We start from the raw sequence: 18683 nt of genomic DNA, 5'->3' as shown, positions 1-18683 counted from the left end.
CGTATGGGGGCTCTGACGAAAGCTGAGATGGCGGAACGTCTGTATGAAGAGCTGGGCCTGAATAAACGGGAAGCCAAGGAGTTGGTGGAGCTGTTCTTTGAGGAGATCCGCCAAGCGCTGGAGCTCAACGAACAGGTCAAGCTCTCGGGGTTCGGTAACTTTGATCTGCGCGATAAGCGTCAGCGCCCCGGTCGCAATCCAAAAACAGGAGAGGAAATTCCGATCACGGCTCGCCGTGTCGTGACTTTCCGTCCAGGCCAGAAACTTAAAGCCAGGGTCGAGGCGTATGCTGGAACCAAGTCATAACGACGAACTACCCGTCATACCCGGCAAGCGCTACTTCACTATTGGTGAGGTTAGTGAGCTCTGTGCCGTTAAACCGCATGTGTTGCGTTATTGGGAACAGGAGTTTCCACAGCTCAACCCGGTTAAGCGGCGCGGTAATCGCCGCTATTATCAGCGTCAGGATGTGCTGATGATTCGGCAGATTCGTGCGCTCTTATACGATCAAGGTTTCACCATCGGTGGGGCGCGTCAGCGTCTTTCAGGCGATGAAGCCAAAGATGACAGCACTCAATACAAGCAGCTGATCAAGCAAATGATTACCGAGCTTGAAGACGTGTTGTTGGTGCTTAGGAAATAGTCGCATTATTCAAAAAAGTTTCCACATTTCAGAAGCTTAATGTATAGTTCGCGACGTTTTCGGTTATCTGAAAACGGATTCACGCCTAGTCGGGGCGTAGCGCAGTCCGGTAGCGCACTAGCATGGGGTGCTAGGGGTCGAGTGTTCGAATCACTCCGTCCCGACCAATAATTCCTAAGCGGCTCAAGCACTTACGTGCTTGGGCCGTTTTCTTTTGTGGGCCTTGCGCAAAACTTGCGCAAAATGCGCGCAAAACTACCCGGCGATTTCGCTGATATCCAAGTCGGGTACCGCTTCCGCCCAGATGATTTCTGCGTGGTCGCGCTGATAGTTCTTCGTCATCCCCTCGCTGGCGTGCCCGGCGATCTTCTGCCCATCCTTTCCGGCTTTCTTGTACAGGTGCAGCGATAACGCGCGCACTTCGTGAAAGCCCGGCTGTTCTTCATCCCTCCAGCTGGCATAGCACTCGGCTGCGTCCCTCGCGTCCTTGAATGCTCTGGTCAAAAACCTTTCCTCGATCTTCGTCCAGTGCTCTTTCTGCTCCGCCTGTTTTTGCCGTTTGCGTTCCGGCCGGCGGTGGATTAGATAGGGCGACAGGATATTGTCGCGGCACCGATCAATGACCGCCTGCAGCTCCGGCGTTACCTTGAAGCGTATCCATGCCGCGTCCGTGGCCTTGGCAGTCTTCTGCTGGATCACGTACAGGTGGCCATCGCGAACGTCTTCGAATTTCATCGACAAGATATCGGTTCGGCGCTGAGCGGTGATCAGCGCCAGGTCGATGGCGTTCTGCAGCCAGGCCGGCGACTTCTCGCGGATTGCCCGGATGCCAGCCACGGTGTGACGCTTGCGTTGCTTCTTCTCGATGCGCGCGATCGTGCATGCTGCCGGGTTGTCGGCGCACAGGCCTTTGGCTGCGGCGTGGTTGAAGATGTCGATCAGGTAGGATCTGGCCTGGTTGGCGGCGCGGGCGGTAAGGCTGTCGAGCAGTTCGGCAACCATTCGGATGCTGATCTGGTCAACGCCTTTGCCTTCGAATGCTGTGCGGAATCGGCGAAGGTGCACCGCATAAAGGTCGAGCGTCCCCTTTGCCAATTCACGCGGCGGCAGGATGTTGCTTTGGTAGTGATCGATGAATGCGCTGAACAGGTCGGACTGCTTGCCCATGACAGCGCCCACCAGGTCGCCGCCCTGCAGAAACTCAATGTTCAGCTGCTTGGCGGCGTCGATGGCCTTGATGCGATCAGTCCCGAACTGGAACCACTTGCCATCTGTAGGCCGGCGGTAACGGTAAGTGCCGCGCCTGGCATCGTGGTATAGGTTTGGCGGCAAACCCTTGTTCGCCTTGTTGCGCGGCCTTGGAACCATCACGCAGCTCCTTTCAGCACCATGGCAACCAGGTCGTTGCCGTTCGATTTGTTGAATGCGGTCCAGTCGATATACCACAGCTTGCCGATTTGCTCGCCGGGTAGATCGCCGTTGCGGATCTGGTTGCGGATGGCCTGGGAGCACATCGGCGTGCCGTTCTCGCCCCAGCGCCGGCGGCGGAACTCGCTGATCTTGATGAGTTCTTTCTTCATGGCTGCCTCTCTAGCCGACATATGGGGCATGTAATTCGTTGGGGATATCGACGTAGTCGCCAAACTTGCGAGCAACAATCGCTCGGCAAGCAGCGATCAGGGGAGTTGGGCCGCCGCCGCTGGGGCGTTCCTCTTGCCCGGATGGCTTGCACACATAGGCGCACCAATACTTTCCGGTTGGGCTCTTCGAGAAACCGTTGCCGTTGTAGCTGAGCTGTATGTGATATTTCTCGATCAGCGGCCCGAGGCAGTGCCAGCACGCAGATGGCGTGTATCCCGCCTGCTCTTCGCCGCCAATGACCAGGGCAAGTGAGCCGAATAGTGCGAATGGTTTCTTCGGTTCGTCCTTTCGCGGGCTCATCATCACGCATGTGATGCCTTCCGCCTTGCCCATAGCCCAGTCCAGCGCAGGCCCTTCGAGCTTTGTCACGTCCACTTTGATCACTGTGATACCTCTCTACCCCTATGCCGGGGAGGGTGGGAAAGGGTTAGGGTTGCTCGGTTCGGCCCTGCTGCTGCAGGGTCTTGGCGCGATGCAGCTGAAAGGCTTGGCAGTCTTCTGGGCTAGCCCGGCGCATGGGGTTTGGATGCGAGGTGCTCACGAATATCTGGCCGCCCAGGCAATGATCTGCATGCCAGCCGCCAGCATGGGGCGAGTCCAGCCGGGCCAGAGCTGTGCAGCCGCCCGAGTAGCGCACAATGTCGCCTTTCTTGAAAACGGAATGACTTGCCTGTTCAGCCATCGACTCCGGCTGCGTGCCAAGGCGGACGTGGGAGCCAATGCGCGCTGACACCTCGTTGAACTTGTCGATAGTGGCCTGCCCAAGGTCAACGCCCAGCTTCAGCGCCAGAATGTCCAGGTAGGTTTGAACATCGGCCAGCTCTTTGGCGACCTCGGCTTTAACTTGCTCGAAGGGGAAATCACCGCGATCAACCTTCTTGAGCAGGTTTGCCAGTTCACCAAGCTCGCCAACAGTCGCCTGCATCCAGTGTGCGGGCGTCCATTGCTCTTCGCATATGCGGTACTTCGATGAGCCAATGCGCTCAGCGTTCGCAGCTCGCAATGCGTTGAACGTGAGACCGTCTTGCTGCAGCTGAATGCTGATTCCTTCAGACATAGCGAATACCTCTCCACCGGCTCAAGCCGGCACAGTTGATTGGGGTTTGATCGGGGTTAGGGGTTACTTGCGGTGCTTGCGGTTGCGGGCTTTCTCGCCCTTGCTGCGCGGACGCGGGGTGAATGGGTCGCCTGATTCAGGCAGAAGTAGCGCGTTTCCTTCCCATACGGCTTGGCGTGCTTCAACCGCCGTGACTGATAGGTGCAGAAGCGCCAGAGTGACGTGCCTGCTGATATCGGTACCGCCAACAATCAGAACTTTTCGACCGCCCATCACTCACCCCCAGCGCCCGCCAGTGCGGCGTTCTTCGGCGAACGCATTGCGGCCAGCTGTTCGCGGTCGGGGTGGCGGTAGTTCAGCAGCCAGCCTGGGGTTTTCATAAACCGCCCGTCAGCGTCCACGATCTGAACCCTTGAACTGATGTTCGGCTGATTGACCCAGGTCGCTTCCCATTCATTTAGCAGCCTGGCCATATCCGCCTGCCAGGCGTCTGGCATGTCGTGCATCATCACGCGGGGCAGGACGGCGAACGCTGACCGAGAAAGGCCAAACGTCAACCAGAGAGCGTCGAAACCGGGTCGATCGTAGGGTTGATCGCTCATGGCAGGCGCTCCCAAGTTTCGGTGTTGTTCAGGTCTTCCCGCTTGGCGTAGAAACTGCGCCCGTCGATACCCTGCAATTCGCAGGTGCCTGCCACTTCGAAGATCACGCAACCACGCCGGCCGGTGGGCTTGTGCAGCCAGCGTTCAAGCTGCCTGTTGATGCGCTGTACTTGGGCGCTCTCAGTCATGCCGTCCATCACGCAGCCTCCTGATCAAGGCCCAGATATTTGCGCCAGGGCACTTTCACGCCATCAACCAGAAAGCCCCAGGTGCCTTGCTTGGGGCCGCTGATAAAGAGGGTGAACACGCCGCCGGCGCTTACTGAGTCGATGCGGTGGTATTCGCCGAAGCGCAGGGTTGCGGTACAGCCTGGCCTGCGGCCGATGTACTCGGTTGCCTGCGCATTGGGTGGCAGTCTCAGCTGATCGAGCACCGGGTCGTCGTGATCAATCAGGCGCTGTTCGGTGTAACTGCCGCGCAGGATGATGGTGCGAGCGTTCCAGGGGTGGTCGTGCAGATCCCGGTCGTTGTCCGGCCGCATGATGTGGTGAATGCGCACCGACCACGGGCACCACCAGTAGCCTGGGTTGTAGGTGTCGCGATCGTATGGGTTGAACAGCCACCAGCGGCCCATGTACATGTCCTGACCATCGGCGGACATGATGTGGAAGTAGGGCGTTCGCTGCGCCCGGGTGATCAACCAAGTGGCAATAGCTGGCCGTGCCAGCAGCTTCGCGAGGAAGCGCCAGAAGAGGCTTTTCATGGTGGGTTACTCCGGCGTGATGGGCGTGCAGCGAAGGCAGCCGCACTTGGCTACAGGCAGGCGGGTGGTTCGGCAGTAGGTCTTGGCGGTCATTGCGACAGCCGCCTGATGCGCACCTGCACGCTCTTGTGCGTGCTGCTACCGTCCAGCGCCATCTTCGTGATGAAGAAGTAGTTCTTCTTCTGGTTGTATATGACCTCTTCGGTATCAGTGCCGGGGTTGAGGACTTCCTTCACCCGCGTCGTTGTCGTTTCGCCGCTAACCGTGAATCGGATCTTTTCGCCGGCCGTGATCTGGCCAGTGCTGCGCAGGTGCTCCCAGTTGAACTCGTCCTCACGCAATACGCCCGCACATGCCGTGCGTGCTGCTCTGGCAAATGCTCGCGCCAAGTCCTCCGGCCGCTGGTTGAGAATTACGCTGGGACTGAACTCGCGCTTGCACAGCTTGATGAAGTAGTCGGCATCGAGGCCAAATTGGTTGTCCATGGTTATCCCTCGCCAGTGGCGTGAAAGGTGGGTTGTGGGGTAGGTTCAAGCGAAGCGGCTAAGCGCAATGAAGGAGCTTTAAATGGTGGACTGGGATGCACTATCAGCGGTCGGTACGGTGCTGGCGGTTTTCGTGGCACTTGGCCTGGCTTCTCAGGCAGAACGACAGAGAGCACGGAGCGATCGCCAGCGAGCGGGGCTAGTTGCGGCCAGGTTGCTGGAAACAGTGCGCCACATGGCTGACAAGACGCATCACCACATGGCCATGCTTGCCTTCTATGAAGATAACCGCGACTGGACGAAGCACGATTTCCTAAGTCACTTGACTGACATGGGGCAGATGCTGGAGGGCATCGGAGTTTCTACCATTCAGGCATTGGAGCCGCTACCTGGCAACACCGCAAACAGGCTGGCGATGGCCATCGGTGTGGTTGATACATTGGCTCGTGAGGCAGAAGGACTTCGCGCTCGACAGAGTTGGTCAGATGTCGGCGCTTCGGCTCGCAAGCATTATGTTGCTCGTTGGGGTTCTCTTGCGGCGCGAGCCAACGACTATTTTCGAGTTGTTCAGCGTGAGCTTGAGGCCGCTGCTGAGGTGGCGGCTCCGCGCCCTTCGGGGGAGGAGTTGTATGGCTCATGGGGTGCCGATGACTAAAAGGGAGCAGTAAAGGTAGGGTGCGCGGCAGTAGCGAGTCTCATGGCGTCGGAGCCAAGTTGTTCAGCAGGCCGGCCAGTGTCGGGTGCAGGGCCAGGCAATCGTCGGCAGGGTCAAGGATCTTGTTGCGCGGATCGAGCAGCACCGCCATGCCGAAGGTGGCGCGGCTCATGCTGCCGGCCTTGGCTATCTCGATCAGCTTGAGCAGCACTCCTTGGCACTGCTCGGCGTCGTCCACATCAAGCCATTCGAAGTCGTCTCCAGTGGTCATGCACTCCGGTATATAGCCGTCGATGAGTTGATCAAGGCAGCTCGCCACCTGGTTGGCGCACTCCAGGTCCTGCTCGCTTGCGCGTGCCATTTTCATTGGGAATACCTCGCCAGTGGCGTGAAAGGTGGCTTGTGGGTTAGTTTCTGAAGCTTAGTTACAGGCAAATCAAGGGAAAGAGCTATGCAACAGGAAGTTCCGGAAGGGTTTGAAGGAAGGCATTGCCTGGCTCTGATGGAGGGGAAAATAAATCCTGACACAGGGGAAGAGTTGACAAATGTTAGTATTAACCATCGCATATCAGATGCCGACTTTGAAAAATACCAATTCTGTTTCAGGGATATAAGGTTTTATAGCGAGTGCGTTAATCTTTATTATTCAGTTCAACTGAATATGGAGGATTTGCTGCGCTCAATACTAGGAATTGGTAAAAATTACTTAGATTCTGGCTCGATTAATAGTCATGACGCGAGGATGATCCCTCTTTCAATCTCGCGGCTTACTCTAAATCTAACAAGCATGTTCCGCTCGTTTCTTGATCATGGGGATGCTGCTCTAACTCGTCGTTATGGCCCAAATTCGGATGAGCTAAAAAGTTGGAAGGCTAAGCAATCAGAGGTCTATGACGCGTCACGCGCTTATCGCTTTATGTCGAATTTACGTAACTACTGCCAGCATGTCGGTATGCCACCACTCCACTATTCTATAGGGAGCGAATCTGGAGTGGACGGCGTTCAAATCGTATTGAAGTACAAGAGTGTTGAGTTGCTTGATAGTTATGGTAGATGGCAGAGCCTAGTCAAGAACGACCTGACTACAGGGCCTGAAGAGTTGCATTTGTTCCCTTATTTGCAAGATTGGAGCGTATGCTTTCATCGCTTGACAGCATGGCTACTAGATTTCCGCAGATCAGCTGTGCTTGATTCGGCAGCTTTAATTATAGATATGCGCAGCAAGTATGGAATCGGAGACCTTGGCGTGATTGCAATAGTGGATGAGCCCCAAGCAGGGGATGTTCTTTCGCTAAAAATGCAACATATCCCCGAAGCTATTGCACAAGAAGTTATTGGACGAGTTCCTATAATCGATCTGAGCGAATCACTGGAACTGGATGAAGATAGTTTCCATCGCTCACCTTCTTGTTAGCGTTGCCGAAACCACAGCGACCTCCCGCCCAAGCATCAGGCAGGGTGGTGGCTGATAACTGGAGGTGAGCATGGAATGGTGGAACTGGTGGCTGATCACGGCTCTGTTTGCAGGGCAGGCTTTCTACGATTCGTTCGTTCGCCTTCCGAAGGTTCGACAGGAACTTCGCGACGTCACTGAAGAGCGAGATCATTACAAAGATGATCTTGCTGAGTTGCAGAAACGCTTTGATCGGGTCGACTCCGAGTGCCTGGAAGCACAGGATCAGCTGGCTCGACTCAAGGACCCCGAGTACTACTCCGCACTGGATGCTGGAGATGGCCAAGCCCTCTATGAACTCGACAAAAAGAGAGGCCTGATTTAACTCACGCTGCGGCTTTCAACGCCTCGAAGATCCGCGGGCAAGCCAGTGGCTGAACCGCTCGGCTGGCGTGAATGTTGGAAGTGGGGTATTTGTTCAGGCCCGGCATGGGACCTTGAGGAATTAGAACTTATGCGAAAGCGGCGCTTGTTTCATTTCTGCAATTCGGAGTTCGGATTGCTGAATCTCAAAAAACGTCGAATTAAGGTTTCAACCTTTGATGCGCTGAACGACCCGTTTGAGCTCCTTTGTCATAATTCAGGTGACAAGGAAGTGCGACGTAAATTGCAGAGTTTCAAGGATTACGCTGCCCAGAAGACTGGCATCCTTTGTTTCAGTAAAGAGATGTCAAGTCCTGTTCAGTGGGCCCATTACGCAGATAGGCATACCGGTATATGCCTCGGGTTTGATGTGCCAGAAGAGATGGTTGAGGATGTCGTTTACACATCCGAAAGAATGAAATTCGAATATGAGGCTGAGTCTTGGTTGGCAGGCCAAGGCTCTCCGGCTTGGCAAACCTTTTTAACTAAGTACGATCATTGGTCGTATGAAAAAGAGTCCAGGGTTTTCGGAAACCTTGGCGCCAAAGATATTGATACCGGACTTTACTTTAAGGGGTTTGATAATGACATTGAGCTCAAAGAGATTGCGGTTGGCTACCAGTCGAAGATCGCCAGGCGCGAACTCAATGATTGTTTAGGCGACCTGGTGGGGTTCGTTGAAACGTATAAGGTTCGACCTGCTTTCACCTCTTACAAGATGGTAAGAAACAAGGATGAATCGAACTGGACTTAGGGCCTTCTGCCATAATCCCGCCACCACCCTCCCTCCCGAGCATCAGGCAGGGAGTGGGCGGGTAGGGTGGTGATTTATGCGGCCAGGGCTTGTCGCGGTGACCAGGTGTCGTTGGCTGCCGCGATGGCGGCCATTGGCGGCGGGCTGACGCTGTTGCCGCACATGAACACCTGCTCCGACTTCGTGAAGATCCGACCATCGTGCCCGTGGGTGATGATGTAGCTGGGCGGGAAGCCCTGCGCGGCGTACAGCTCATGCGGCTGCAGCATGCGCAGGCATATATCCACGATGACGTAGGGGTCGCCTCCGATCCAGACCGTCACCAGCGCCAAGCGATCCTTGGTCGTCACGGTGCTGACTGGCTCATCCATGCCGATCACGTTCTCGCCGATGCCGTGGTACTTCATCAGGAAGGCTGCACAGCGCAGCGCTCCCTCTTCAGCATCCGGCGAAAGCTTCAGCTCGACCAGGCCAAACCGGGTGCCGCCCGCAAGAACAGTCGGCAGTGGTTCCTCTGGATCAACGCTGATCACGTTTTCTGCCATGGCGGTTAAATGCGCCGTGACCAGTGCCGACTTGCCGCCACCGCCGGCGGTGATGGTGGGCGACGGCTCATCCACGGCCTGGCCAACACTCGCCCCGAACTGGCGCGAAAGGAAGGCCGTGCACAGCGCATGGTGCGTGCCGCCGGCGCTGACGGTGTGCAGTGGGTCTTCCACATCCCGTGCATCACAGTTGCCGCGCAGGTGCACCAGGTTGGCTGTCACCAGCCGCTGCTGGCTGCAGCTGTTGGTTAAGGTCGAGACGGTCTGATCCATGCCGCGCGAGTGCATAGTGTTAAAGCCACCGTTCGCCTGTTCAAGAAAGCACGTGGCAATGCCCATGGCATGGGCCGCACCTGCCGGGCGCTTGCAGTTTCCGCCAGAAGTGATTGTTGGCAGCGGCTTGTCGAGCGGTAGGCCACCCTCCCCGAATCGGAACTTGACCAGCTGCGGGGTGGCCAGCGCAAACGACCCGCCGCGCGGCCATGCAGTGACGGTGTTCAGCGGCTGATCTACTTGATGCATCGCATCGCGTGACCAGTTGGCGATCGGCACGATGAAGGGCTTGGCCTTCTGCAGCACCTCGCGCTTGATGCCCTTGGCAATGCGCCGTTGTGTGGCCTCGGCCAATGGCTTCTTGCGGTCGAAGATGCTCTGGGTTGGCAGGCTGAAGTCGATGCACTCGGCCGCGGTGCGGTATGGCTTCTGGCCCTTTACAGGCTTGGCTGCATGGGTTGGCTGTGGCCATACGATCGGCTTGCCGTCACGCCGCGCCACCAGAAACAGGCGCTCGCGGCTGGTTGGCGCGCCGAAGTCGCAGGCTTTCAGGATGTTGTGCTCGACGGTGTAGCCCAGTGCCCGCAGGCAGCTGAGGAACTTATGCCAGGTGGTGCCTTTGCGTTTCGGGTCAGGCACCAGGAACTGCTCACCGCGCGGGATGCGCTCACCTGGTGCTGCAACAGTGCCGTCCAGCTTCATCACGCGGCCTGTCTTCTTGCAGCGCTTGGCGATCAGCGGGCCCCACTGGCGGATCTGCTTCACGTTCTCCAGGCTGATGATGCGCGGCTGACCGATGCCTGCCCACTTGACCACGACCCAGGACAGGTCCCGCACTTCCTTCTTGCGCGGCTGCCCGCCGGCCGCCTGGCTGTGGTGAGTGCAATCCGGCGAAGCGTGGAACCAGCCAATGCGCCGCCCAGCCAGCACCTGAACCGGGTCAACCGCCCACACGTCCGTCTGCAGGTGCAGCGCGCCCGGGTGGTTGGCCTCATGCATGCTGATGGCCGCAGGGTTGTGGTTGATGGCGATGTGCACTGGCCGGCCCAGGCCCATCTCAAGGCCGGTGCTGGCGCCGCCGCCGCCGGCGAACAGGTCGACGTTTATCTCGTCATCGATTTCGGCCAGCGGCAGGCCGTACTGGGTGTGGAAGTCGAACGGCGCTGGCTTCTTCATTGATGTCATGCGTCTGATTCCTGATCGTCTTCAGTGACCGAGGCAACACCCGAGTCGAGGTCGCGCAGGTCTTGGATGCTGATGGTTGTGGTGCCATCCGTTACGGCCCACTGATTCAGCTCTAGGCTGCGGAAGGTGCCGCAGAAGTGGCGGTATGCGCCGAGGGCTGCCCGCCGGAATGACTTGGCGGCAACCGGCCCAATTGAGATGTCCTTACCCCCCCCTGTGAGCCGGAGATTGAAGGTGCTGAGCACCGCAAAGCGTTTGGCAGCGCGGCGAACAGTGCTCGGTGATATGCCCAGCAGCTCAGCTACCTCGCCAGGCTCTTTGCCCTCAAGGGCTGCGAAGATCTGTTGGTCGCGGGCCGGGTTGCGCAGGCCGGCATAAAGTACGTTCTGCATAGCTTTCTCCAGGCAATAGCAGCCCGTTGCGCTGCTGGCGCTGGGCTTGGGTGGGTGAGTTACGGCAGGTCGTCGGCGTCGAGCTTGGCGGCTCGGCGTGCGCCCTGCTGGTACAGATCGCGCGCCACGTTTTCGCTTATCTCGAAAGTGTGGCGCGGTGGCGTGGTCAATGCGGCGAAGGCCTGATCATCGAGGCCTTCCATGTTGAGCAGCACGACCTGCAGCAGCTCGCTTGTCTCGGTGATGCCGGCTCTAGCCTTGTTGCGCTCAAGGCAGGCTTTGGTGCCTGGCCGCACGCGGTGGCGTAGCTCTTCGTCGCCGGTCTTCTCGCGGTTGGCCTTGGTGTTGGCGTCGCGCTGCTGTTGGGTGAGTGCCATCACGCCTCCGATCAGGCGGACTTGGCGCGAGCGCCAGCCATGTGCAGCTCGGCTTCAACCCGCACGATTTCCTGCTTGATGTTCCGCTTGGTGGCCTCGCCACGCTCACGGTCAAGATGGCTCCAATCAGGCGAGGCTTTATCAAGAAGGGCGATGTTGCTGAGCAGGTTTCGATGGTGCTGCTGCAGCTCGGCTGTAGTCATGAATGGCATGCTGGTATCTCCGCGCTAAAAGGGTATGTCGTCGTCGAAGCTGTCGAAGTCGGTCGCTGGCTGTGCGCTTGGCTGTGGCGCCTGCTGTGGCCGAGGCGCTGGATGCCGAGCTGTTTGGGCGTTGTCAGGCTTGCCGCCGAGCAGCTGCATGCGGCCCTGCATATCGACGATGATTTCGGTGGTGTAGCGCTTGATGCCGTCCTTCTCCCACTCGCGGGTTTGCAGCTTTCCCTCGATGTAGACCTGGGAGCCTTTGCGCAGGTACTCGCCAGCAATCTCGGCGACCTTGCCGAACAGCGAGACGCGGTGCCATTCGGTCTTCTCGACCTTCTGACCGGTCTGCTTGTCCGTCCACTGCTCGCTGGTGGCCAGGCTCAGGTTGGTGACCGCGTTGCCGCTCGGCATGTAGCGGGTTTCTGGGTCTTGGCCGCAGGTGCCAACCAGGATCACCTTGTTTACGCCGCGGGCCATTACGCTGCACCGGCTGGAAGGGTTGGGGTGATCGGCTTGCCGGCCACCAGGTCACGGCCAAGCTGCTCGGCTTCCATGTAGTTCTCACGCCAACCAAGCACGCGGTCGGTGTCTTGGTCGCGCACCTGCACCATGTTGCCGATGACGTAGAGCCGGGTTGCCCGAGGCTTGGCCAGCGGCAGGCGCTTCACGTTGAAGGTGGTGCGTGCGTTGTTGGTGCCGCGCATCAGGCCGGCAAGGGCTTGGATGCTGGCTTTGGCTCGCTGAATCGCGTTCATGATGTGGCCTCTCGGTTGGTCATACCCATAAGTCAGCCGCACCAACACGCCAGACTTCCGCAAGGCTGCGTGCTGGGTTGGCTGCTTATGGGTACGGGGGAAGGGTGCCCAGGCCCGCTACTGGCGGCGGCCTGGGTGTGTTGCGTCAGCGGTTACGTGTCGCCTCCCGGCGAGCCGAGCCTAGCGTGATCGACAAATCCAACTAGGTTGTGATGCGCGATATTGCGCATCGGCCAATGATCGAAGCACCACGGCGTTACCCGTGCTTGCTTCCCGCCCGCTCGTTTCTGGTATTGGCCGTCTTGCATCAACCGGCCCAGGAGAATTGCGGGGCTTTGCTGCTCCAAGCGTTGCGTGGCACTTGCCAACGCCTCAATCATTGGCCGATGCGACCTGTTGCCAGGTGATCGGGTGAGCCTTCCAACTCACTGACGGGGGCACTGATTATTTACATTGCCGTAGGCCCGTTAAGCGGCAATTTCCGTCTGGCTTTCGCCATGTTCTTACGCTGCAACCGGGGTGCAATGCTCGAGGCATACGCAGCCGCTTTTGCCTTCAAGCCAGATCACTGCGGTGTGCCCACTCAAGACTTGCGCCTCCGAAACAGAAGCACCGCGGTGGGTTTCGCCTTCACCGATAATCGACTCGAACGAAACAACCGTGCCAACTGGGTTGGCGTTGTTCCATTTGTCGACGGCTGCCTGCAGCTGCTTGGCGGATGGTGGTTTTGGTCGGCTCATGCTCTTCTCCAGTGTTATCGGTATTGTTCATTGGCCGAACTGCCCAGGTGGCCAGCCTGTTTATCACCGGACGCTGCTTCATGCGTTGCCCGGCGGCGTCCCGGTCGTGTTGCGGGATTCATTCAGGCCGGCTGGCCGCCGCTCTCACGCTCTGCCTCGCAACATTGTTCGTAATGAGCCAAGGCAATGGGCATGTGATGGCTATCCAGCGGCCATTTGCTGACTTTGCAACCCTGTCCTGCGGGGCAGTGAAAAACGAACAGCTCACCAGCCTCCTTATGCATCGCCATGCTCACCTCGGCACCGCTTGTGAAGGCGTCGCTGATAATCGTGGTCATCTCAGATTGCTCCTCTATTCGGTTCTCATCCCAAGCAGCCCTGTCGCCAAGGCTGCTCAGTGATGCTGTCCGCGCTAGTCGACGCTGATCTTCCCGCCGCCTGGCGCGAGGATGGTTTTAGTCATCTCGCGCTGCAGCTCGCCAATAGCCCAGGCCGCTGCAATGACTGCCACCTCTCGGCACATGGCGTTATGCACGTCGAAGCCTTCCACTTCGATGCCGTGCTTGGTGATGGTCACCTTGCCGGTGCGCTTGATCTTCATGTCTTCATTGGCGCTCATTGGCTGCTCCTTGGCTTGCGCCGCCACTTCATCCACAGTGCAGCACCCAGCAGCAGGCCCGAGAGCACGCCGAAGATGTAGGTGGTGGAGAGGATGTGCAGCAGGGTGGAGCTGGCGAGCAGGAAGCCCGCCAGCACGATTACCAGGGCGAAGCGGAGCATGGTCAGCGCACCGCTTTGACGATGCTGTTGATGCCCTTGTCTACGCCGCGGCGAAGCTTCTTGTCGCCCTGGTGCCAGTCGTTGTTGTAGACGATCTGGGCGCGCAGGCAGTAGGTGTCCGGGCTGCCGAAGGTGGACGTCTTGAGGCCGCTGGCCAGCTTGGAGTCAACCGAGCAGGCGGTGTACAGCGGGTTGCCGTTGGCGTCCTTGGCGTTGGCAAACGAGCTGTCGTTGACCTCGCCAATCAGAATCTGAGTCCCAAAGTCTTCGGTAATGTCGCTCGTAATCTTGCCAGGTCGGCCGATGTAGAGCATGCCGGCGATCTCCACCGTGACGCCTGCCTTCTTTACGTAGCCTTGCGCCACCGCCTCGGCTGCGGCGTACCAGTCGTCAAACTCGACGATGACAGCGCCTTTGTAGTCGTCGTCGGTCTCGATCCAGTTGCGTACGGTGACCAGGGCACCGGAGCCGGCCACGGCCGCGAAGGCGTACTTCTTGGCAACCGCGTCGTCTTCCATCTTGCCGAAGTCTTCGATGCCGCTGGGGCCGTGGAGCCAGTAGACCTGCTCCATGTGCCCGTCGACGATCTTCACGTCAGTGGGCAGCGGCTTGGTGACCGCGGCGTCGGCTTGCATGATGGCAATGTCGCAGTCGCCGTCCTTCATCAGCTCGGCATTCTCGACGCTGCCGCCGGTGGTGAGCACGTTGAGATGGATGTCGGTGTTCTTGGTGATGCTGGTGCCGATGGCTTTGCCAAGGTCCTGGTAGAAGCCACCTTCGCCGCCGGTGCAGAAGTTGAGGGTGCTGGGTGCTGCGCTGGCCAGCGATGACACGCTGATGAGCAGGGCGAGCAGAAGTGCTTTGGTCTTCATGGTGCGTCCTTTGGTTGCTGGTGCTGGGTTGAGTTGTAAAGCGATGCTTTACAACTGTTTTGCGGGGTGGATCAGCCGCAGAACTCGTATTCGCCGCGGCGGTTGATGCGCGCATGCGCCACCCTTGGAGCGGTGGGTGGCCTGCGAACGCTTGGCATTTGCTGCATGGCGCAACAGTTGAGCAGGATGATCACCGCCAGCGGGGCGACGATTCCGCGCTTCATGGCTTCAAGGCAAAGGCCGCGCACAGTGCGCTGCCTGCCCAGCTTGAAGCGGGCATCATCCAGGCGCTGTTGCACGGTCTTTGGGCTGATGCCCATAAGCCGCGCAATCTCTTTGCTGGTCATGTCGGCACATGCGTAGATCAGCGCTTCGAGCTGGCGCGGGGCGAGCCCTGCGTTGAGCCGGCCGCGCCAGCCTGCTGCCTCGATGGTGTTGTCCATGTTCATCTCCTGTTGCTTTCCCAATGCAGCCTGTTGCCAGGCTGCATCAGCGAAAACTTCTTGATGCTGCGCCGCGTTGCTACTGGCATTGCGGGGTGGTTCTTCTGGCTGTCTGTGCTGGGTTATTCGCCACCCGGGAGGCATTCCTTCTCAACGCTTTGCACTGTGCCGGCGGAGCGCCTCATCTTGGCTCCGGCAGGGAGTGCTGGCATTGCAGTGCGGTGGCTGCTGACTCCAGAAACGTCAGCAGGTCGAACTGGCGCGGTAACCAGAGCCGGGCGTGGGCCAGATTCACTGGCGTATCAGTCGGTTTAGCCACCATCGCTCAGGCTGTCGGATTGCTCCGGACCTGTCGGGACTGAGTGGTGCATTCGGTTGTTAAAGAGTGGCGGCTTTTCGGCCTGGCCTGTGCTGCTTGGCTTGGGATTAAATTAGCAGCGGTCATATTAATAATCAAGACCTGCGGTAATAAAATCTAGGAGGGCATGAAAAAACCCGCTCAATGGCGGGCTTCTTATGTGCAGTGGGGCTAGCGTTTCTGGAGTGGCTTGTCCTTCCAGCGCTTTACCATGGTTTCAAGGTCTTGGTAGATGGTTTCGGTGCCCGCGATTTTGCGCAGGGCGCGGATAAAGGGATCCGCCTGCTCGAAAACATTCACTACGGTGGTGTACATGCTGTCTTTCAGGATGTCTTCACAATAGATCTTGTGTGACACGCAGACAGCAATGCGCTCCCAATGGTTGAGCACATAGCGGATTTGCTCATTTTTGTCTGAAGCGCGTTTGGTTGCATCAGTGGCGTAGGCGACGATGTTGTCACCGTTGCAGTCGTGCAGCTCGCGGATGGTCTTGTAGCCCGCGCGCAGCATGTCGTCTGCCCTGGAGTGGAACATTAACAAGGCTGTTTCTGTTTGTTGAGCAATGACGCGATTGTTGTCGATGGTGGTAAGCGTGGCGATACGCGCGCTGCGTATAGCCCAAAGCGTAGCAATGACCCCGCCAAGCAGGATGATGCTGTTGACGAAGGTGCTCGAAAAAAACTTGAACAGGTCGGATTCCATGGCAATAAATTCCATTATTCTGGGCAAAAAGAAGGAGGCTTTCGCCTCCTTCTTGTCGGGTGTAGAACGGTCTTAGATGCCGTCGTACTCATCTTTAATTAGTCGGTTCATATCTACCCTCCTGGTCATTGCGATTTAGTAGGTATTGCTGGGTCAACCCGAAGGGACCCAGACTCCTGCCAGCTTTCGCTGGTGACATAATCATTATGGGTACGGGGAAGTATTATCGCAAGAAATCACGCGCCACGTTTTGAGAAATGCGAAAACGTGGCGCGGGAGTGGCGGAACCTAGGCAGCGCGCTCGTAATCAATGATGGCCGCTGCGGCCTCTTCGGGGTTGTAGAACACACGCGGCTCAATCCCGTCGACCTTGCTCTGGCGCTGAAGATCATCGAGGTGCTGCTCATAGTCGTTGATCAATGCGCGGTCGAAACGATCAAGCGAGGAGGGCGTCCAGATGAACAGCGTGCACTTGCTTTGGGGAGCATCAGCCATCTTGCTTTTGATGAAGTGAAGGTCCCACAGGCGACTCTTGGCCCCGTCGACGTGGCGGCTTATCTGCTGCGATGGCTTCATGCGGGCAATATTGGCGGCCATTTTATTGCCTGCAAAGAACACATGCCCGCGCGCGCCCTCTACGCCATGTGTGTTTAGTGGAAGGTTAAAGCGGTCCCGGAGGGAGGGGAGTATGCCAAGCACTCTGCCTTGGATGTCATCGCGCAAACGCGCCAGGGTGTGCTCGATCGCCTTGGCGTCTTCTTCTGGCTCATCCTGCAGGACATCTGCATGAATTGAAGAAAGGCTGGCGGTAAGGCTGCAGGCCTGCTGCAGGATGTGGTGCATGTTTTCACCAAGCCCTTCGCGGATGCGACCAATCTGTACGCCGTGCATGCCAGCAGAAAATTGACCTGCAAAGCCACCGCGAGCGTATTCAATTGAGCGCTCCAGGGCCAGGCTCATCATTTGGCGCATTCCGTGTGCAGACTCGCCGTACAGGCACTTGAGAGCCTTCTCACTGATGGTCAGGCATCCGGTTACTTCCGAACCGGAGCGGGCAACAACCGCGATGGTTAGCCGCTCACCGGATTGCACAATTGGCTCCAGATACACGGGCGCCCACTGCGCTTCAAATTCGGGCAGCGGCGGGAAGCCAGAAAGGTCGGGAAGCGTCTCGATCATATCGCCATAGTCTGTTGTTTGATGCCAAGTGCGGTATCCACAAGCTTGCTCATATGATGGACGCGGGCCTCAAGGAACGCCACAACACGGCTCACATGTTCAGCAGAAACCTGGCAGTAACCTGGTTGGCTTGCTTGCGCGTGCGCCGCAAAGTCCATGCTGTATATGGGTGCAGCCTTGCCTTTGAGCTTTTTGCCGGCTTGGTGCCGCTCGAACTCTGAGACCTCTGTAATGACCATTTGCAGCAAGTGGTTACGGATGTTGAACCCTGCCATTGCAACAGGTTCCGCCAGGGCCTCCTCATGATCAATTAACCAGATAGCACCATCGGCACCGACAAGCATATTGCGGAGGTTGCGGTCAGGGTTTGCAACCAGTTCGTCATAGACAATCGCCGCATGCAGGCCTGACCAGGTGTTGAGCAGCTGTGAGACCCTGTCGAAGCTGATAATTCTGCTGATCGGCACTGCGTTGGTGTCGACGCTTGCGAGTGCCACGCACTTGCCGCTACCACGGCCAACGGCAGCACCGCGAGCCACTACAAGCGCGGTAAAAGGTATGGGCAGGCCGAAGTAACGGCCGATGGTAGCGCTCATTGTTTCCGCGAACAGCCTTTCAGCTGGCAGCACTTTGACGTAGGCATGCACATCGCGCTTGAAGCCTTTAAGGCCGCTGACAGTGCCATAAAACAGTGGGTGCTGACCCTTTACATCAGGGTCATCGACCGCTTCACCCTGCAGGAACGCACCAAGCGGAATATCAAGAACTGCTGGCTTTTCGTTTGCCATCTTTGAGTTGGCCTTCCTTTGGCTGGGCCCTGTTGAGGCCATGCCCTACCATTTTCAGTAGGTCTTCTGGGTTTCCGCCTTGTTCAGCCGCGCGTACTGCGGCCTCAGCTAGCCCGTCCAGATGATCCGGCAAATCCACAGCCCCACCTGGGGCGGCATTCTTGCTGGCGAGGTAGCTTGCTGTTCTATAAATCTCGGACAGGTCTTCAGCGCTGAGCCGGCCTTGGTTTGCGGCCCAAATGATGAACCTGGCAACCGGAGGAATTGATGCTTGTTTGGAGTTTTCGCGAACGGGGGACTCCGAGGTATATCCGCCAGACTGTTCCGAAACCCCTTCAGGCCCAGATGGAGTCACAACACTCTTGGCCATCAACGCGATGTCTTTCGCGAGTCGAGGGCTGAAATCTCGGATGGGAACCTGGAGGTACTGGGAAAAGACAGCCGCTGCTTCGGTGTTTAGGGCGTTTCTTCCAGTCAGGTAATGGCTAGCGGCGCTTTGCGAGCTCGCCTTCAGGCCCTCAATAGCAATAAGTTCCTGAGTGACCCCAAGCGTCTTCTTTTTTGCCTTGTAGATGGCATTCAGCGCCGCGCACTCGCGCCTTTCTTCTTCAGACAGCTCGCGCTTTTTTGGTGGTTTATTCATCACTTGAGCGTATGACTTCCGGTATTAAT

At 57.9% G+C, this 18683-nt stretch carries 31 protein-coding genes and 1 tRNA gene; 7 read left to right on the top strand and 25 right to left on the bottom strand.

Annotated elements, in window-relative coordinates:
- Window positions 1-3: 3 nt before the first annotated feature.
- The 3 genes from ihfA (at window position 4) to AACY25_RS00395 (ending at window position 810) form a co-directional block, all read left to right on the top strand.
- Window positions 4-306 carry an integration host factor subunit alpha gene (gene ihfA, locus AACY25_RS00405; protein ID WP_003243414.1) on the top strand — a complete coding sequence of 101 codons (303 nt, stop codon included), beginning with the start codon at window positions 4-6 and terminating at the stop codon, window positions 304-306.
- Window positions 287-643 (top strand): MerR family transcriptional regulator, encoded by a 357-nt coding sequence (locus AACY25_RS00400; RefSeq protein ID WP_090256190.1) that lies wholly within the window; start codon window positions 287-289, stop codon window positions 641-643. The genes ihfA and AACY25_RS00400 overlap by 20 nt, the downstream gene beginning before the upstream one ends.
- Before the next feature lie 90 nt (window positions 644-733).
- Window positions 734-810, top strand: a tRNA-Pro gene (locus AACY25_RS00395).
- Window positions 811-898: 88 nt separating this feature from the next.
- Here AACY25_RS00395 and AACY25_RS00390 read toward each other — a convergent pair.
- The 8 genes from AACY25_RS00390 to AACY25_RS00355 all read right to left on the bottom strand — a co-directional run bounded on the left by AACY25_RS00390 (window position 899) and on the right by AACY25_RS00355 (window position 5191).
- Window positions 899-2011: a phage integrase Arm DNA-binding domain-containing protein gene (locus tag AACY25_RS00390; protein ID WP_339521833.1), complete on the bottom strand. Its 1113-nt coding sequence runs from the start codon at window positions 2009-2011 to the stop codon at window positions 899-901.
- Entirely contained in the window at window positions 2011-2223 is a 213-nt protein-coding gene (locus tag AACY25_RS00385; protein WP_339521830.1) for a hypothetical protein, read from the bottom strand. The genes AACY25_RS00390 and AACY25_RS00385 overlap by 1 nt, the downstream gene beginning before the upstream one ends.
- Before the next feature lie 10 nt (window positions 2224-2233).
- The gene (locus tag AACY25_RS00380) at window positions 2234-2668 is read right to left on the bottom strand and encodes a phage protein NinX family protein (RefSeq protein ID WP_339521827.1); all 435 of its coding nucleotides are present in this window, start codon (window positions 2666-2668) and stop codon (window positions 2234-2236) included.
- A 43-nt stretch (window positions 2669-2711) separates the two neighbouring features.
- A complete protein-coding gene (locus tag AACY25_RS00375; protein WP_339521824.1) occupies window positions 2712-3341 on the bottom strand; it encodes a MazG-like family protein in 630 nt (209 codons plus the stop codon).
- A 272-nt stretch (window positions 3342-3613) separates the two neighbouring features.
- Window positions 3614-3943, bottom strand: a complete 330-nt coding sequence (locus tag AACY25_RS00370) for a hypothetical protein (protein WP_339521822.1) — start codon at window positions 3941-3943, stop codon at window positions 3614-3616.
- Complete coding sequence (locus AACY25_RS00365) at window positions 3940-4140, bottom strand: hypothetical protein (RefSeq protein ID WP_339521820.1); 201 nt, start codon at window positions 4138-4140, stop codon at window positions 3940-3942. The genes AACY25_RS00370 and AACY25_RS00365 overlap by 4 nt, the downstream gene beginning before the upstream one ends.
- A complete protein-coding gene (locus tag AACY25_RS00360; RefSeq protein ID WP_339521818.1) occupies window positions 4140-4706 on the bottom strand; it encodes a hypothetical protein in 567 nt (188 codons plus the stop codon). Before AACY25_RS00360 ends, AACY25_RS00365 begins: the two co-directional genes overlap by 1 nt.
- A gap of 89 nt (window positions 4707-4795) precedes the next feature.
- Complete coding sequence (locus AACY25_RS00355) at window positions 4796-5191, bottom strand: hypothetical protein (RefSeq protein WP_339521816.1); 396 nt, start codon at window positions 5189-5191, stop codon at window positions 4796-4798.
- A gap of 82 nt (window positions 5192-5273) precedes the next feature.
- Here AACY25_RS00355 and AACY25_RS00350 point away from each other — a divergent pair, with 82 nt between their 5' ends.
- Window positions 5274-5846 (top strand): hypothetical protein, encoded by a 573-nt coding sequence (locus AACY25_RS00350; RefSeq protein ID WP_339521814.1) that lies wholly within the window; start codon window positions 5274-5276, stop codon window positions 5844-5846.
- 40 nt (window positions 5847-5886) lie between these two features.
- Here AACY25_RS00350 and AACY25_RS00345 read toward each other — a convergent pair whose 3' ends face one another.
- Entirely contained in the window at window positions 5887-6213 is a 327-nt protein-coding gene (locus AACY25_RS00345) for a hypothetical protein (protein WP_339521812.1), read from the bottom strand.
- Window positions 6214-6297: 84 nt separating this feature from the next.
- Between AACY25_RS00345 and AACY25_RS00340 the strand changes: the two genes are divergently transcribed.
- From AACY25_RS00340 to AACY25_RS00330, 3 genes are all read left to right on the top strand, one after another.
- Window positions 6298-7260 carry a hypothetical protein gene (locus AACY25_RS00340; protein WP_339521810.1) on the top strand — a complete coding sequence of 321 codons (963 nt, stop codon included), beginning with the start codon at window positions 6298-6300 and terminating at the stop codon, window positions 7258-7260.
- A 70-nt stretch (window positions 7261-7330) separates the two neighbouring features.
- Window positions 7331-7624: a hypothetical protein gene (locus tag AACY25_RS00335; protein WP_339521808.1), complete on the top strand. Its 294-nt coding sequence runs from the start codon at window positions 7331-7333 to the stop codon at window positions 7622-7624.
- A 45-nt stretch (window positions 7625-7669) separates the two neighbouring features.
- Entirely contained in the window at window positions 7670-8416 is a 747-nt protein-coding gene (locus AACY25_RS00330) for a DUF2971 domain-containing protein (RefSeq protein ID WP_339521806.1), read from the top strand.
- Between the two features lie 74 nt (window positions 8417-8490).
- On the opposite strand, the gene AACY25_RS00325 is transcribed toward AACY25_RS00330, so the two are convergent.
- The 16 genes from AACY25_RS00325 to AACY25_RS00250 all read right to left on the bottom strand — a co-directional run bounded on the left by AACY25_RS00325 (window position 8491) and on the right by AACY25_RS00250 (window position 18654).
- Window positions 8491-10419 carry a DNA cytosine methyltransferase gene (locus AACY25_RS00325; protein WP_339521804.1) on the bottom strand — a complete coding sequence of 643 codons (1929 nt, stop codon included), beginning with the start codon at window positions 10417-10419 and terminating at the stop codon, window positions 8491-8493.
- Window positions 10416-10811: a sigma-70 region 4 domain-containing protein gene (locus AACY25_RS00320; RefSeq protein ID WP_339521802.1), complete on the bottom strand. Its 396-nt coding sequence runs from the start codon at window positions 10809-10811 to the stop codon at window positions 10416-10418. Before AACY25_RS00320 ends, AACY25_RS00325 begins: the two co-directional genes overlap by 4 nt.
- Before the next feature lie 59 nt (window positions 10812-10870).
- Complete coding sequence (locus tag AACY25_RS00315; protein ID WP_339521800.1) at window positions 10871-11188, bottom strand: hypothetical protein; 318 nt, start codon at window positions 11186-11188, stop codon at window positions 10871-10873.
- An 11-nt stretch (window positions 11189-11199) separates the two neighbouring features.
- On the bottom strand, window positions 11200-11400 hold the full coding sequence (locus AACY25_RS00310; RefSeq protein ID WP_339521798.1) for a hypothetical protein: 201 nt from the start codon (window positions 11398-11400) through the stop codon (window positions 11200-11202).
- Between the two features lie 15 nt (window positions 11401-11415).
- Window positions 11416-11871 (bottom strand): single-stranded DNA-binding protein, encoded by a 456-nt coding sequence (locus tag AACY25_RS00305; protein WP_339521796.1) that lies wholly within the window; start codon window positions 11869-11871, stop codon window positions 11416-11418.
- The gene (locus AACY25_RS00300) at window positions 11871-12149 is read right to left on the bottom strand and encodes a hypothetical protein (RefSeq protein WP_339521794.1); all 279 of its coding nucleotides are present in this window, start codon (window positions 12147-12149) and stop codon (window positions 11871-11873) included. Before AACY25_RS00300 ends, AACY25_RS00305 begins: the two co-directional genes overlap by 1 nt.
- Window positions 12150-12652: 503 nt before the next feature.
- On the bottom strand, window positions 12653-12889 hold the full coding sequence (locus tag AACY25_RS00295) for a hypothetical protein (RefSeq protein ID WP_339521792.1): 237 nt from the start codon (window positions 12887-12889) through the stop codon (window positions 12653-12655).
- A 122-nt stretch (window positions 12890-13011) separates the two neighbouring features.
- A complete protein-coding gene (locus AACY25_RS00290) occupies window positions 13012-13227 on the bottom strand; it encodes a hypothetical protein (RefSeq protein ID WP_339521790.1) in 216 nt (71 codons plus the stop codon).
- A 74-nt stretch (window positions 13228-13301) separates the two neighbouring features.
- On the bottom strand, window positions 13302-13508 hold the full coding sequence (locus AACY25_RS00285) for a hypothetical protein (protein ID WP_339521788.1): 207 nt from the start codon (window positions 13506-13508) through the stop codon (window positions 13302-13304).
- The gene (locus AACY25_RS00280; protein WP_339521786.1) at window positions 13505-13669 is read right to left on the bottom strand and encodes a hypothetical protein; all 165 of its coding nucleotides are present in this window, start codon (window positions 13667-13669) and stop codon (window positions 13505-13507) included. Before AACY25_RS00280 ends, AACY25_RS00285 begins: the two co-directional genes overlap by 4 nt.
- A gap of 2 nt (window positions 13670-13671) precedes the next feature.
- Window positions 13672-14541, bottom strand: coding sequence for a TAXI family TRAP transporter solute-binding subunit (locus tag AACY25_RS00275; protein WP_339521784.1), 870 nt, complete (start codon window positions 14539-14541; stop codon window positions 13672-13674).
- A gap of 71 nt (window positions 14542-14612) precedes the next feature.
- Window positions 14613-14984 carry a sigma factor-like helix-turn-helix DNA-binding protein gene (locus tag AACY25_RS00270; protein WP_339521782.1) on the bottom strand — a complete coding sequence of 124 codons (372 nt, stop codon included), beginning with the start codon at window positions 14982-14984 and terminating at the stop codon, window positions 14613-14615.
- Between the two features lie 529 nt (window positions 14985-15513).
- On the bottom strand, window positions 15514-16044 hold the full coding sequence (locus AACY25_RS00265; protein ID WP_339521780.1) for a DUF4760 domain-containing protein: 531 nt from the start codon (window positions 16042-16044) through the stop codon (window positions 15514-15516).
- Between the two features lie 288 nt (window positions 16045-16332).
- The gene (locus AACY25_RS00260) at window positions 16333-17223 is read right to left on the bottom strand and encodes a hypothetical protein (protein WP_339521777.1); all 891 of its coding nucleotides are present in this window, start codon (window positions 17221-17223) and stop codon (window positions 16333-16335) included.
- Window positions 17220-18011 carry a hypothetical protein gene (locus tag AACY25_RS00255; RefSeq protein WP_339521775.1) on the bottom strand — a complete coding sequence of 264 codons (792 nt, stop codon included), beginning with the start codon at window positions 18009-18011 and terminating at the stop codon, window positions 17220-17222. The genes AACY25_RS00260 and AACY25_RS00255 overlap by 4 nt, the downstream gene beginning before the upstream one ends.
- On the bottom strand, window positions 17983-18654 hold the full coding sequence (locus tag AACY25_RS00250; protein WP_339521773.1) for a hypothetical protein: 672 nt from the start codon (window positions 18652-18654) through the stop codon (window positions 17983-17985). Before AACY25_RS00250 ends, AACY25_RS00255 begins: the two co-directional genes overlap by 29 nt.
- Window positions 18655-18683: the final 29 nt, after the last annotated feature.

It is taken from the genome of Pseudomonas sp. EA_35y_Pfl2_R111, assembly GCF_963970955.1.
Lineage (GTDB): Bacteria > Pseudomonadota > Gammaproteobacteria > Pseudomonadales > Pseudomonadaceae > Aquipseudomonas.
This window is presented reverse-complemented; position numbering and strand designations above follow the sequence as displayed.

Excerpts from the sequence above, each read along its gene's own strand:
- AACY25_RS00375 (WP_339521824.1), bottom strand. The coding sequence starts at position 3,341 with ATGTCTGAAGGAATCAGCATTCAGCTGCAGCAAGACGGTCTCACGTTC.
- AACY25_RS00250 (WP_339521773.1), bottom strand. The coding sequence starts at position 18,654 with ATGAATAAACCACCAAAAAAGCGCGAGCTGTCTGAAGAAGAAAGGCGC.
- AACY25_RS00290 (WP_339521790.1), bottom strand. The coding sequence starts at position 13,227 with ATGACCACGATTATCAGCGACGCCTTCACAAGCGGTGCCGAGGTGAGC.
- AACY25_RS00390 (WP_339521833.1), bottom strand. The coding sequence starts at position 2,011 with ATGGTTCCAAGGCCGCGCAACAAGGCGAACAAGGGTTTGCCGCCAAAC.
- AACY25_RS00260 (WP_339521777.1), bottom strand. The coding sequence starts at position 17,223 with ATGATCGAGACGCTTCCCGACCTTTCTGGCTTCCCGCCGCTGCCCGAA.
- AACY25_RS00295 (WP_339521792.1), bottom strand. The coding sequence starts at position 12,889 with ATGAGCCGACCAAAACCACCATCCGCCAAGCAGCTGCAGGCAGCCGTC.
- AACY25_RS00325 (WP_339521804.1), bottom strand. The coding sequence starts at position 10,419 with ATGACATCAATGAAGAAGCCAGCGCCGTTCGACTTCCACACCCAGTAC.
- AACY25_RS00340 (WP_339521810.1), top strand. The coding sequence starts at position 6,298 with ATGCAACAGGAAGTTCCGGAAGGGTTTGAAGGAAGGCATTGCCTGGCT.
- AACY25_RS00320 (WP_339521802.1), bottom strand. The coding sequence starts at position 10,811 with ATGCAGAACGTACTTTATGCCGGCCTGCGCAACCCGGCCCGCGACCAA.
- AACY25_RS00280 (WP_339521786.1), bottom strand. The coding sequence starts at position 13,669 with ATGCTCCGCTTCGCCCTGGTAATCGTGCTGGCGGGCTTCCTGCTCGCC.
- AACY25_RS00385 (WP_339521830.1), bottom strand. The coding sequence starts at position 2,223 with ATGAAGAAAGAACTCATCAAGATCAGCGAGTTCCGCCGCCGGCGCTGG.
- AACY25_RS00270 (WP_339521782.1), bottom strand. The coding sequence starts at position 14,984 with ATGGACAACACCATCGAGGCAGCAGGCTGGCGCGGCCGGCTCAACGCA.
- AACY25_RS00360 (WP_339521818.1), bottom strand. The coding sequence starts at position 4,706 with ATGAAAAGCCTCTTCTGGCGCTTCCTCGCGAAGCTGCTGGCACGGCCA.
- AACY25_RS00400 (WP_090256190.1), top strand. The coding sequence starts at position 287 with ATGCTGGAACCAAGTCATAACGACGAACTACCCGTCATACCCGGCAAG.
- AACY25_RS00335 (WP_339521808.1), top strand. The coding sequence starts at position 7,331 with ATGGAATGGTGGAACTGGTGGCTGATCACGGCTCTGTTTGCAGGGCAG.
- AACY25_RS00285 (WP_339521788.1), bottom strand. The coding sequence starts at position 13,508 with ATGAGCGCCAATGAAGACATGAAGATCAAGCGCACCGGCAAGGTGACC.
- AACY25_RS00355 (WP_339521816.1), bottom strand. The coding sequence starts at position 5,191 with ATGGACAACCAATTTGGCCTCGATGCCGACTACTTCATCAAGCTGTGC.
- AACY25_RS00275 (WP_339521784.1), bottom strand. The coding sequence starts at position 14,541 with ATGAAGACCAAAGCACTTCTGCTCGCCCTGCTCATCAGCGTGTCATCG.
- AACY25_RS00255 (WP_339521775.1), bottom strand. The coding sequence starts at position 18,011 with ATGGCAAACGAAAAGCCAGCAGTTCTTGATATTCCGCTTGGTGCGTTC.
- AACY25_RS00370 (WP_339521822.1), bottom strand. The coding sequence starts at position 3,943 with ATGAGCGATCAACCCTACGATCGACCCGGTTTCGACGCTCTCTGGTTG.
- AACY25_RS00350 (WP_339521814.1), top strand. The coding sequence starts at position 5,274 with ATGGTGGACTGGGATGCACTATCAGCGGTCGGTACGGTGCTGGCGGTT.
- ihfA (WP_003243414.1), top strand. The coding sequence starts at position 4 with ATGGGGGCTCTGACGAAAGCTGAGATGGCGGAACGTCTGTATGAAGAG.
- AACY25_RS00310 (WP_339521798.1), bottom strand. The coding sequence starts at position 11,400 with ATGCCATTCATGACTACAGCCGAGCTGCAGCAGCACCATCGAAACCTG.
- AACY25_RS00300 (WP_339521794.1), bottom strand. The coding sequence starts at position 12,149 with ATGAACGCGATTCAGCGAGCCAAAGCCAGCATCCAAGCCCTTGCCGGC.
- AACY25_RS00365 (WP_339521820.1), bottom strand. The coding sequence starts at position 4,140 with ATGGACGGCATGACTGAGAGCGCCCAAGTACAGCGCATCAACAGGCAG.
- AACY25_RS00265 (WP_339521780.1), bottom strand. The coding sequence starts at position 16,044 with ATGGAATCCGACCTGTTCAAGTTTTTTTCGAGCACCTTCGTCAACAGC.
- AACY25_RS00345 (WP_339521812.1), bottom strand. The coding sequence starts at position 6,213 with ATGAAAATGGCACGCGCAAGCGAGCAGGACCTGGAGTGCGCCAACCAG.
- AACY25_RS00315 (WP_339521800.1), bottom strand. The coding sequence starts at position 11,188 with ATGGCACTCACCCAACAGCAGCGCGACGCCAACACCAAGGCCAACCGC.
- AACY25_RS00305 (WP_339521796.1), bottom strand. The coding sequence starts at position 11,871 with ATGGCCCGCGGCGTAAACAAGGTGATCCTGGTTGGCACCTGCGGCCAA.